Origin of the sequence: Nitrobacter winogradskyi, assembly GCF_006539545.1 — a bacterium.
In the GTDB taxonomy this organism is placed as follows: Bacteria; Pseudomonadota; Alphaproteobacteria; order Rhizobiales; family Xanthobacteraceae; genus Nitrobacter; species Nitrobacter winogradskyi_A.
On sequence record NZ_BJNF01000002.1, the window covers coordinates 22,633 to 34,626 of the forward strand.

The 11,994-nt window shown below is 64.4% G+C and carries 10 protein-coding genes; 9 read left to right on the top strand and 1 reads right to left on the bottom strand.

The window, feature by feature from the left end:
* The first annotated feature begins 31 nt into the window (after positions 1–31).
* From mraY to murC, 5 genes are all read left to right on the top strand, one after another.
* Positions 32–1,138: a phospho-N-acetylmuramoyl-pentapeptide-transferase gene (gene mraY, locus NWI01_RS00145; protein WP_141381732.1), complete on the top strand. Its 1,107-nt coding sequence runs from the start codon at positions 32–34 to the stop codon at positions 1,136–1,138.
* A gap of 10 nt (positions 1,139–1,148) precedes the next feature.
* Positions 1,149–2,549: a UDP-N-acetylmuramoyl-L-alanine--D-glutamate ligase gene (gene murD / locus NWI01_RS00150; RefSeq protein WP_141381733.1), complete on the top strand. Its 1,401-nt coding sequence runs from the start codon at positions 1,149–1,151 to the stop codon at positions 2,547–2,549.
* A gap of 146 nt (positions 2,550–2,695) precedes the next feature.
* Positions 2,696–3,847 carry a putative lipid II flippase FtsW gene (gene ftsW, locus NWI01_RS00155; protein WP_141381734.1) on the top strand — a complete coding sequence of 384 codons (1,152 nt, stop codon included), beginning with the start codon at positions 2,696–2,698 and terminating at the stop codon, positions 3,845–3,847.
* Between the two features lie 54 nt (positions 3,848–3,901).
* Entirely contained in the window at positions 3,902–5,008 is a 1,107-nt protein-coding gene (locus tag NWI01_RS00160) for a UDP-N-acetylglucosamine--N-acetylmuramyl-(pentapeptide) pyrophosphoryl-undecaprenol N-acetylglucosamine transferase (protein WP_141381735.1), read from the top strand.
* Between the two features lie 267 nt (positions 5,009–5,275).
* Positions 5,276–6,679: a UDP-N-acetylmuramate--L-alanine ligase gene (murC, locus tag NWI01_RS00165; protein ID WP_141381736.1), complete on the top strand. Its 1,404-nt coding sequence runs from the start codon at positions 5,276–5,278 to the stop codon at positions 6,677–6,679.
* Between the two features lie 5 nt (positions 6,680–6,684).
* Here murC and NWI01_RS00170 read toward each other — a convergent pair whose 3' ends face one another.
* Complete coding sequence (locus tag NWI01_RS00170; RefSeq protein WP_141381935.1) at positions 6,685–6,972, bottom strand: GIY-YIG nuclease family protein; 288 nt, start codon at positions 6,970–6,972, stop codon at positions 6,685–6,687.
* A gap of 215 nt (positions 6,973–7,187) precedes the next feature.
* Between NWI01_RS00170 and murB the strand changes: the two genes are divergently transcribed.
* The 4 genes from murB (at position 7,188) to ftsA (ending at position 11,930) form a co-directional block, all read left to right on the top strand.
* Positions 7,188–8,138, top strand: coding sequence for a UDP-N-acetylmuramate dehydrogenase (gene murB, locus NWI01_RS00175; RefSeq protein WP_141381737.1), 951 nt, complete (start codon positions 7,188–7,190; stop codon positions 8,136–8,138).
* Positions 8,139–8,210: 72 nt separating this feature from the next.
* Complete coding sequence (locus NWI01_RS00180; RefSeq protein WP_141381738.1) at positions 8,211–9,203, top strand: D-alanine--D-alanine ligase family protein; 993 nt, start codon at positions 8,211–8,213, stop codon at positions 9,201–9,203.
* Positions 9,204–9,588: 385 nt separating this feature from the next.
* A complete protein-coding gene (locus tag NWI01_RS00185; RefSeq protein ID WP_141381739.1) occupies positions 9,589–10,611 on the top strand; it encodes a cell division protein FtsQ/DivIB in 1,023 nt (340 codons plus the stop codon).
* Positions 10,608–11,930, top strand: coding sequence for a cell division protein FtsA (gene ftsA, locus NWI01_RS00190; RefSeq protein WP_141381740.1), 1,323 nt, complete (start codon positions 10,608–10,610; stop codon positions 11,928–11,930). Before NWI01_RS00185 ends, ftsA begins: the two co-directional genes overlap by 4 nt.
* The last annotated feature ends 64 nt before the right edge of the window (positions 11,931–11,994 follow it).

Genomic DNA, 11,994 nt, shown 5'->3' on the forward strand with positions numbered 1-11,994 from the left:
GAACTGGCGAACTTCGGAGTCGGGATACCCGATGTTTTACTGGTTGATCGATCTTTCCAATACGGTCCCGGGGCTCGGCATCTTCAAGCCGCTTCTGAACGTCTTTCGCTACATCACCTTCCGCACCGGCGGCGCGGTGGTGACGGGCGCGCTGTTCGTGTTCCTGTTCGGGCCCTGGATCATCGACAATCTTCGCCTGCGACAGGGTAAAGGACAACCGATCCGCGCCGACGGCCCGCAGTCGCACCTCGTCAGCAAGAAGGGCACGCCGACGATGGGCGGCCTGATGATTTTGTCGGGCCTTGTTGTGTCGACCGTGCTGTGGGCCAATCCCCTCAATCCCTATGTCTGGATCGTGCTCGCGGTGACGCTCGGTTTCGGCCTCATCGGTTTCTATGACGACTATCTGAAGGTGACCAAGCAGACCCATGCCGGATTTTCCGGAAGAACCCGCCTGCTGCTTGAGCTCCTGATCGCGCTGGCCGCGTGCTATGCGCTGACCCGGCTCGGCCGCGAGCCGTTCTCGACCGCGCTGGTGATCCCGTTCTTCAAGGACGTGGCGCTGGATCTCGGCTGGTTCTTTCTCGGCTTCGGCGCCTTCATCATCGTCGGAGCCGGCAACGCGGTGAATCTCACCGATGGGCTCGACGGCCTCGCCATCGTGCCGGTCATGATCGCGGCGGCGAGCTTCGCCATGATCGCCTATCTCGCCGGCAACGCGATGTTCGCCGACTATCTCCAGATCAACTACATCGCCGGCGCGGGTGAACTGGCGGTGCTGTGCGGCGCGGTGCTCGGGGCCGGCCTCGGTTTTCTCTGGTTCAACGCTCCGCCGGCCTCGATCTTCATGGGCGACACCGGTTCGCTGGCGCTCGGCGGCATGCTCGGCTCGATCGCGGTGGCGGTGAAGCATGAAATTGTGCTGGCCGTGATCGGCGGCCTGTTCGTGCTGGAAGCTGTGTCGGTGATCGTGCAGGTGGCGTCGTTCAAGCTCACGGGAAAGCGCATCTTCAAGATGGCGCCGATCCACCACCACTTCGAGCAGCTCGGCTGGACCGAGCCGCAGATCGTGATCAGGTTCTGGATCATTTCGGTGATGCTGGCGCTGGCCGGTCTTTCGACGCTGAAGCTGCGGTGATAAAGACTCCATGATCCCCGTCACATCCTTTTCCGGCAAGACGGTCGCGGTGTTCGGCCTCGGCGGCTCGGGCCTTGCGAGCTGTCACGCCCTGAAGGCGGGCGGCGCCGAGGTGATTGCGGGCGACGACAACACCGACAATCTCGCGAAGGCGGCGCGGGCCGGTTTCATCACCGCGGATTTGCGAAACGTGGTGTGGGCGAACCTCGCCGCGCTGGTGCTTGCGCCGGGCGTGCCGCTGACGCATCCCTCGCCGCACTGGAGCGTGCTGGCGGCGCGACACGCGGGCGTCGAGGTGATCGGCGACATCGAGCTGTTCTGCCGGGAGCGGGCACGTCATGCGCCCGACGCGCCTTTCATCGCCATCACCGGCACCAATGGCAAGTCCACCACGACGGCGCTGGTCGCGCATCTGATGCGCGAGGCCGGACACGACGTGCAGATGGGCGGCAACATCGGCACCGCGATTCTGTCGCTGGAGCCGCCGCGCAGGGGGCGCGTGCATGTGATCGAGATGTCGTCGTACCAGATCGACCTCGCGCCCTCGCTCGATCCGTCCGTCGGCATTCTGCTCAACCTCAGTCCCGATCACCTCGATCGCCACGGCACCATCGAACATTATGCGCAGGTGAAGGAGAGGCTCATCGCCGCCGTGCAGCCGCAGGGCACGGCGGTCGTCGGTGTTGATGATCACTGGTGCGCGGCGGTCGCCGACCGTCAGGAGCAGGCCGGACGCAGCGTCGTGCGCGTGTCGGTGAAGCGGCCGCTGGCGCATGGCATCAGCGTCGAACAGGACAGGATCGTTCTCGTGTCCGGCGGCGCGCGCAGCGAAATCGCCGACATCGGCGGTATAGGCTCGTTGCGTGGGCGGCACAACGCGCAGAATGCGGCCTGCGCTTCGGCGGCGGCGCTGGCGCTCGGTGTCAGCCGGGAGATCCTGCAACAGGACCTGCGCAGTTTTCCCGGTCTCGCGCATCGGATGGAGCAGGTGGGACGCAAGGCCCATGTGCTGTTCGTCAACGACTCCAAGGGCACCAACGCCGACGCCACCGAGAAGGCGCTGTCGTCCTTCGACGAGATTTTCTGGATCGCGGGCGGCAAGCCGAAAAGCGGCGGCATCGCCTCGCTCGACGCGTTTTTTCCGCGCATCCGGAAAGCCTATCTGATCGGCGCGGCGGCGCAGGAGTTCGCCGCGACGCTGGAGGGCAAGGTGGCCTACGAGATCAGCGGAACGCTGGAAGCCGCGGTGCCCGCCGCTGCGCGGGACGCGGAAGGAGCCGGCCGTGCGGGGGCGGTGGTGCTGTTGTCGCCGGCCTGCGCTTCATTCGATCAGTTCCGCAATTTTGAAGTTCGCGGCGATCGTTTCCGCGAACTGGTTCAGGCGTTGCCGGGCGTTACGCCCGTCGTGTAGCTCGCGCCTCCGCAAGCACCGCCTGAGTGCCCCGAACCATTCCTCGACGTGCTTTTGTGAGTCGCGGCAAAGATATAACGACAGCCTTAACTCTCCGGTAACCACGATAGGGGACCAATGGGCGACCATCGCCCGCAGGACCTGTCATGATCTCACGCGAACAACGCACGCCACTCTCGGAATGGTGGTGGACCGTGGATCGGCTGCTGCTGGCGGCCATGGTGCTGTTGATGCTCACCGGCGTGGTGCTTTCGCTGGCGGCGAGCCCGTCGGTCGCGACCCGGATCGGGCTTGATCCGTTTCACTTCTTCCACCGTCATGTGATGTTTCTGCTGCCGTCGATTGTCGTGATTGTTGGCGTGTCGTTCCTGTCGCCGCGCCAGATCCGCCGCTCCGCGCTGATCGTTTTCGCGATCAGCATCGTTCTGATCGTGGCCACGCTCGGATTAGGTCCGGAGGTCAAGGGCGCGAAACGCTGGATCACGATCCTCGGCGTCAACATCCAGGCTTCGGAGTCCGCGAAACCCGCCTTCGTCGTGCTGGCGGCATGGCTGTTCTCGGAATCCGCGCGCAAGCCGGAGATGCCGGCGACCTCGATGGCGCTCGCGCTGCTGCTGAGTCTGGTGGCGCTGCTGGTGATGGAGCCGGACTTCGGCCAGACCATGCTGATCCTGACGGTGTGGGGCGCGCTGTTCTTCATTGCCGGGATGCGCATCATCTGGGTGTTCGGACTCGCGGGCACGGCGATGGCGGGTCTGTTCGCTGCCTACATGACTGTGCCGCACGTCGCGGCCCGCATCCGGCGCTTCATGGATCCGGCCTCCGGCGACACCTTCCAGGTCGATACCGCGATGGAGGCTTTCGCCAATGGCGGCTGGTTCGGGCTTGGTCCCGGCGAGGGCGTCGCCAAGCGGAGTCTCCCCGACAGTCACACCGATTTCGTGTTCGCCGTCGGTGCGGAAGAGTTCGGGATCATCATGTGCCTCGGGCTGCTGGCGCTGTTCACCTTCATCGTCATGCGCACGCTGTCGCGCGCCTACGCCTCCGAAGATCTGTTCTCGCGTTTCGCCGCGTCGGGACTCGCGATCATGTTCGGAATGCAGGCGGCCATCAACATGGCGGTCAACCTGCATCTGATTCCCGCCAAAGGCATGACGCTGCCGTTCATTTCCTATGGCGGCTCGTCGATGGTCTCGCTCGCTTATGGGGCGGGCTTGATGCTGGCGCTGACGCGCGAGCGGCCGCGCACCGAAATGGAATCGATCGGGGAGAGCGCCGTTGCTCCGCGTTATGCGTAAATTCACGACAAGCGCGAGCATCACGAGGATCATTTCGTTCGGACGTCGAAGTCCATGACCGCCGCACCGCTTATCCTTCTCGCTGCCGGCGGAACGGGGGGACACCTGTTTCCCGCCGAGGCGCTCGGCGTCGAACTGATGAAGCGCGGCTTGCGCGTGCGGCTGGTGACGGACTCGCGCGCGCTGCGCTATAGCGGACTGTTCTCGAAAGACATGACCGACGTGGTTCCGAGCGAGACCGTGCGCGGCCGTTCTCCATGGGCGCTGGCGCGCACCGGCCTGATGCTCGCGGCCGGCACAGCCGTCGCTTTCAACCTGATGCGGGTTCTGAAGCCCGCCGCCGTGGTCGGATTCGGCGGCTATCCCACCGTGCCCCCGCTGATCGCGGCGCAAGTCAGGGGCATTCCGACCGTGATCCATGATTCCAACGCGGTCATGGGCCGCGCCAACCGCCTTCTGTCGAAGCGTGTCAGCGCCATCGCCACCTCGCTGCCCGGCGTGCTCGACAGGGAGCCGTCGCTGGCCGGCAAAACAACGACGACCGGCACGCCAATGCGGCCCGCCATTCTCGCGGCCGCCGCCGTTCCGTTCGCGACGCCAGGCTTGAGCGCTCCTCTGCGCGTTCTCGTGGTCGGCGGCAGCCAGGGCGCGCGCGTCATGAGCGACATCGTGCCGGTCACGATTGAGCGACTCGAACCGGCGTTGCGGCAGCGATTGATTCTGACGCAGCAGGTGCGCGACGAAGATATGGCGCGGGTGCGCGCGCTCTATGACCGGCTGGAGATCGAAGCGGAGCTCGCTCCGTTCTTCGCCGATCTTCCGGCGCGGCTGGCGTCGAGCCACATCATCATATCCCGCTCGGGGGCGGGTACGGTGGCTGAACTCGGAGCGATCGGCCGTCCGTCGATCCTCGTCCCGCTGCCGGGCGCGATCGATCAGGATCAGTTCGCCAATGCCGGCGTGCTGGCTGACGTCGGCGGCGCGATCCGCATCGTGCAACCTGATTTCACTCCGGACCGGCTCGCGGCGGAATTGTCCGCGCTGGCTGCCGATCCGGCGCGGCTCGCGGCGATGGCGACGGCGGCGCGCACCGTGGGCCGTCTCGACGCCGCCGGGCGGCTGGCGGATCTGGTCATGCGCGTGGCGCGAGCCGGCGCCTGATCGCTTGATGCAGACGCGGGCGGAAAACCGCTACACACTTTTCCTCATCCCGCTCTATAAGGCCAGGCACGGCTAGTGTCCCGATTCCGAAGTTCGTATACCCTTGCCGCAACATTTGATGCGAACTTCGGAATCAAAGGGACACTAGCAACTTTTATAATTCTAGTGTGGTTTAGGTTCAGAAGTTCGCTTGACGGACTCGATGGGGCAATGAAGCGAACTTCTGAACCACCACACTAGCGGGAATCACTCGGACGAGAGACGGACATGAGACTGCCGCGCGAAATCGGCCCCATCCACTTCGTCGGCATCGGCGGCATCGGCATGAGCGGAATCGCCGAGGTGCTGTGCAACCTTGGCTACACGGTGCAGGGCTCGGACGCTTCCGAGGGCGCCAACGTGGTGCGTCTGCGCGAGAAGGGCGTGAACGTCACGGTCGGCCACAAGGCGGAGAACGTGAACGGCGCGGACGTGCTGGTCGTTTCAACCGCGATCAAGCGCGACAATCCCGAACTGATGGCGGCGCGCGCGCAGCGCATTCCGGTGGTGCGCCGCGCGGAAATGCTGGCGGAGCTGATGCGGCTGAAAAGCTGCGTCGCGATCGCCGGGACACACGGCAAGACCACCACGACCTCCATGGTTGCGACGCTGCTGGACGCAGGCGATTTCGATCCCACGGTCATCAATGGCGGGATCATCAACGCCTACGGCACCAACGCGCGGCTGGGAGCCGGTGAGTGGATGGTGGTGGAAGCGGACGAGAGCGACGGCACCTTCCTCAAGCTGCCGACCGATGTCGCCATCGTCACCAACGTGGACGCCGAGCATCTCGACCACTTCAAAACATTCGACGCCGTGCAGGACGCATTCCGTTCGTTCGTGGAGAACGTGCCGTTCTACGGCTTCGCGGTGATGTGCATCGATCATCCGGTGGTGCAGGCCATGGTCGGCAGGATCGAGGATCGGCGTATCATCACTTACGGACAGAATCCGCAGGCCGATGTCAGGCTGGTCGATCTCGCGCCGAACGGTGGCGGCTCGCATTTCAAGGTCATGTTCCGCAACCGCAAGACCGACGCCGCGCACGAGATTGCCGATCTGGTGCTGCCGATGCCGGGTCCGCATAACGCGCTCAACGCCACGGCGGCGATCGCGGTGGCGCATGAACTGGGCATTCCCGACGCGACCATCCGCAAGGCGCTCGCGGCCTTCGGCGGCGTCAAGCGCCGCTTCACCAGAACCGGTGAGTGGAACGGCGTCACCGTCATCGACGACTACGGCCATCATCCGGTCGAGATCGCAGCGGTGCTGAAGGCGGCGCGCGAGTCCACCGACGGCAGGGTCATCGCGGTGGTGCAGCCGCATCGCTATACGCGGCTGCAAGCGCTGTTCGAGGACTTCTGCACCTGCTTCAACGACGCCGATACCGTTGTCGTCGCGGAAGTCTATCCGGCGGGAGAGACGCCGATCGCGGGAATCGATCGCGATCACTTCGTGCTCGGCCTGCGCGCCCACGGTCACCGCGAGGTGGTGCCGCTGCCGGAATCCGCGGCGCTCGCGGCTATCATTGCCGGTCTTGCGAAGCAGGGTGACTACGTCGTGTGCCTCGGCGCTGGCAACATCACGCAATGGGCTTATGCGTTGCCCGGCGAATTGAAGGCGCTGGGATGAGGAGATCAGACGATCGTCGGATACAAATCGTCCCATTCGGGATTCACCGCGACAATTGTCCGGACTTTCCAGGCACGGGGCCAGTGCTTGATGTTGTGTTCTCTCTGAATGGCGTTGCGGATATCGTCGAAGGTTTCGAAATAAACCAGTCGCTTCAGACAGTGCCGCTTGGTGAATCCAGCAACGAATCCGGACCGGTGTTCGAAGACGCGCCGAACGAGATCATTCGTCACGCCGACATAAAGAATGCCGTTCGGCCGATTGGTCAGGAAATAAACGTATCCGCCTTTCATGCAGGAATTCTGCAAGACGTGGATGGCCGGGACATAGGCGAGCGAAGCGACGCCGTTCTTCGAACGGCTATGCCCGGCCATGACGCGTTGAGAAGCAAGGCTTCCATCCGATACCTGCGTTCCACCGATCCGAAAGGCAACCTACACGTTCGTCATGGCCGGGCTTGTCCCGGCCATCCACGTCTTTTGAGTTATTAAGTCGGTAGGTGGTTTCAATGACCTTCCCCGACATCGTTCCAGAACTGAAATCGCAGATGCCGGACTTGCGCGGGCGGCTGCTGGCGAACGAATCGCTGACGCCGTTGACCTGGTTTCGCGTCGGTGGTCCGGCGCAGGCGCTGTTCACGCCGGCGGACGAGGATGACCTTGCTTATTTCCTGCGCCATCTGCCGGAGGAAATACCGGTTGGCTGCATCGGCGTCGGCTCCAACCTGATCGTGCGCGATCGCGGGCTACCGGGCGTGGTGATTCGCCTGCCGCCACGCGGCTTCGGCGAGGTCACGATCGAGGGCGATGCCGTGCGCGCCGGCGCCGCCGCGCTTGACAGGCGTGTCGCGGAGGCGGCCGCTGCCGCCAGCATCAGCGGGCTTGAGTTCTATTTCGGCATTCCCGGCACCATCGGCGGTGCGCTGCGGATGAACGCGGGCGCCAACGGCAGCGAAACCAGGGATGTTCTTGTCGAAGCCCGCGCGCTCAGCCGCCATGGCGAAAGGATAACCTTCGACAATTCCGCCATGGCGTTTGACTATCGCAAGAGCGGAGTCGATCCCTCCGTCATCTTCACCGGCGCGATATTTCGTGGCCGTATCGCCGAGCCGGAGGCGATCCGCGCGCGCATGGACGAGGTGCAGGCTCACCGCGAGACGGTGCAGCCGATCCGCGAAAAGACCGGTGGCTCGACGTTCAAGAATCCGCCGGGGCAAAGCGCGTGGAAACTGATCGACGCCGCCGGGATGCGCGGCCATCGCGTCGGCGGCGCGCAAGTGTCTGACATGCACTGCAATTTTCTCATCAACACCGGAGAGGCCACCGCGCGCGACATCGAAACCCTGGGGGAGACCGTACGCGAGCGGGTGAAACAGCATTCCGGTATCGAGCTGCAGTGGGAAATCAAGAGGATCGGGTTAAAGCATGATCCCGAAAAGTGGAAACCGGTTTTCGGATGAGATCATGCTCAATCAAAAGATAAGGCGAGAGTCTGATTTAACGCAGTTGAATCAGACTCTCGAATAGGGCCCATGCGCATCACCGTTCTGTTCGGCGGCAGCAACAAAGAGCGTCTCGTTTCAGTCGCGAGCGCGCAGGCGCTGCATCACGCGTTGCCGGAAGCCGATCTGTGGTTCTGGAACCTTCGCGATGAAATCATCGACGTGCGATCCGAAACGCTGCGGGATCATGCGCGGCCGTTCGAGGACGAGTTCATTCCCGGCGGATCAGGCGCGCCGCTTGAACGGGCGCTGGACAGGGCCAGGGCGGAGGGCCGCGTGCTGGTGCTCGGCCTTCACGGAGGCCGCGCCGAGAACGGTGAACTTCAGGCGATGTGCGAGCTTCGCGGCATCCCCTTTACCGGATCCGGCTCGGCCGCCTCGCATCTTGCGTTCGACAAGGTGGCGGCCAAGCGGTTCGTGGCCTCGGCCGGGGTCCCCACGCCGGCGCACATTCCGCTGCAGAACATTGATCGCGCGCTGGCCGAACACGGCCGGCTGGTCGCCAAGCCCGCATGCGACGGATCGAGCTATGGCCTGATCTTCGTCAATGCGCCGCGGGATATCGTCACCGTCCGCGAGGCGGCGAAGACCGAAGACTATGTGATCGAACCTTTCGTGTCGGGCGTCGAGGCGACCTGCGGCGTGCTGGAGCATTCCGACGGCCCGGTCATCGCGCTTCCGCCGGTCGAGATCGTGCCGGCCGAGGGTGCGTTCGACTACGCCGCGAAATATCTGGCGAAGACAACGCAGGAGATCTGTCCGGGACGTTTTGCGCCGGAGATCGCCAGCCAGATCATGGATCACTCGCTGCGGGCGCATCGCGCCTTGTCCTGCCGCGGCTATTCCCGCACTGATTTCATCGTGACCGGCAAGGGACCAGTCTATCTGGAGACCAACACCCTGCCGGGCCTCACCGCGGCGTCGCTTTATCCCAAAGCGCTTCATGCGCAGGGGATCGGGTTCGCGGATTTTCTGCGCGACCAGATCGTGCTCGCCCAAAAGGCCGTCCGGCCGAACCTGTAGCGGTTTTGTTGGAAGCGGGAGCCGGTTCGCCCTCGGCGGGAACCTGCCGGAGCATGTCAGGTTCCATCCGGCAGGCTGGTCCGAAGAACCGCAAGGCATTCTTTTATCGCGCTAAAATGCGGTCTGTTGGCACCGCATTTACCTTTTGTTTACCAGGACGCCCCAAGGTTAACGCTGGCGGCGCGTGTGGCGTTTGGCTGCCGGGGCGCGAACTGTTGCGGAACTTCCGCTTCCGACCGCATCGAGGGAACAGCGGACCTGCCGGAGGTCGGCGCCCCGCCCGGTATTCGCCGGGACGTTGCGCGCGCTCCAAGGTTATTCGAGGTTCCTGCGTTCAGCGCCGTGGTTGGGGCGGGGCGGGACGAAACGGTGACGAGCGCGCGCGATGAATGGTGGAGGACGCCTCGATCGGTCGTTGAGATTGCCGGGGTACAGGTCTGGCCTGTTGAAGGCGTCTGATCTGCTGAAGCAGGCCATCCTGCTCAGGTGGGCCGCCAGCGGCGCCGCAATCCTGTTGCGCGAACAGATCGACAGGCTGAAGCGCGCACGGGCGGAACGTCTGGACGCGCGCGCCAGAAATCCCAACCGCGCGATCGCCTTTATTGAACGCTATGCTCCGCGCCGGCTTGGCGCGATCATGACCGTCATCGTGGTCGGCGGCAGCGCCGCGCTCGGCGTCGTGGCGGGGGGCCATGTCGATGAAGCCGTCGTGGCCCTGGACGACACGCGCAATGCGCTTGCCAACGCCGCGGGCTTCCGCATCACGTCCGTCACCATCAATGGCCGCACGCAATTGACGCAGGAAGAAGTATTGGCGGTGGGCGGTGTCAACGGCCGTTCATCCCTGCTGTTCCTTGATGCCGCCGGCGTGCGCGACAGCCTGAAGGCCAATCCGTGGATCGCGGATGCGACGGTGTTGAAGCTTTATCCGGGCGCGCTCCAGATCGACGTCACCGAGCGTCAACCCTTCGCGCTGTGGCAGGAGAACGGCAAGCTTGCGGTGATCGCCGCCGATGGAATGGTGCTCACGCCTCACGTCTCGCAACGCTTCGCGACATTGCCGCTCGTGGTCGGCAAGGGGGCCGAAACCCGCGCCAGGGATTTCCTCGCGCTGGTGGCAAACTATCCGGTGGTGAACAGCCGGCTCAAGGCCGCGATCTTCGTCGGCGAGCGACGCTGGAATCTGCGGCTTAAGGACGGGCTCGACATCAGGCTTCCGGAGAACGACGTCGGCCGCGCGCTCGCTGCGCTCGTGGACTACGACAGGGAGAACAAGCTGCTGTCGCGCGACATCACCGCAATCGACATGCGGTTTCCCGATCGCCTGACCGTGCGGCTCTCGGAAGAGGCCGCGAAGGCGCGCGAAGAGCAGCTCAAGAAGTCCAGCAAAAAGGCCGGCAGCGCATGACCAGCCTCGATCGCAGCCAGACCCCGAAAATGCGGCCGATGCAGCGCAATCGCAGCGCGCTGGTGGCGTCGCTGGACATCGGCACCAGCAAGATCGCCTGCATGATCGCAAGGTTGCGGCCGAGCGCGCCGAACGATGCGCTGCGCGGACGAACTCATGCGGTGGAGTTGATCGGCTACAGCCAGATCCAGTCACGCGGCATGAAGGCCGGCGCCGTGACCGATCTCGCCCAATGCGAGCAGGCGGTTCGCCAGGCTGTATCGCTGGCCGAGCAGATGGCGAAGGTCCGGGTCGAATCCGTGCTGTTGCCGGTATCAGCAGGGCGGTTGCAAGGCCAGTTGATCGAAGCGGCCTCCCACATTCAGGGCGGCGCGGTCACGCCGTCCGATATCAGCCGGGTCACGTCGACCGGCATGCATCACGCCACGGCGCCCGGACGCACGGTGCTTCACGCGCTGCCCGCCGGGTATTCGCTCGACGGCGTGAAGGGCATCCGCGATCCCCGAGGCATGGTCGCGCGCCGGTTTGGCGTCGACATGAACGTCGTGACCTCCGAGGCGACCGTCGCGAAAAACCTGATGCTGGCGGTGGAACGCTGCCATCTCACCGTCGAAGCCATGGCGGCCAGCCCCTATGTGGCCGGCCTGTCGGTACTGACCGACGACGAGGTCGATCTCGGCGCTGCCGTCGTGGAGATGGGGGCGGGAACCACCACCATCGCGGTCTATTCCGCGGGACGCTTTATCTATGCGAGCGGTTTTGCCATCGGCGGACATCACGTCACGATGGATCTTGCCCGTGGATTGGGAGCGTGCATTGCGGATGCCGAGCGAATCAAGACGTTATATGGCACGGTGCTGACGGGTGGCTCGGATGTTCGTGAGCTGATGACGGTTCCCGCGGCCGGAGACAGTGACTGTGACGCGCCTCAGGTCGTGTCACGCGCGACCATCGCCAACATCGTTCGTCAGCGTGTCGAGGAGATTTTTGAGATGGTCAGGGACCGGCTCGCGGATTCCCCATTTGCTGCCGAGCCGCGCGCGCGCGTCGTGCTGAGCGGTGGGGCGTCGCAGTTGACTGGCGTTCCTGAACTCGCCTCGCGCGTTCTCGGCCGTCCGGTCCGCATCGGCCGTCCCCTCGGCTTCGGCCGCCTGCCCAACGAGGCCAAGAGCGCTTCGTTCTCCGTTCCCACCGGGCTGCTGGTGTATCCGCAATACGCACATCTGGAACATGTCGAGCCGCGGCGCACGCGGCAGGTTCGCACCGGGACGGACGGCTATTTCGGAAAGGTCGGACGATGGCTCCGGGAGGGCTTCTGATGAACTTTCCGCCGAATTGCAGATTCCCATCAACTCCGCGGTCGACGGCCGCCGGCATAGCGAC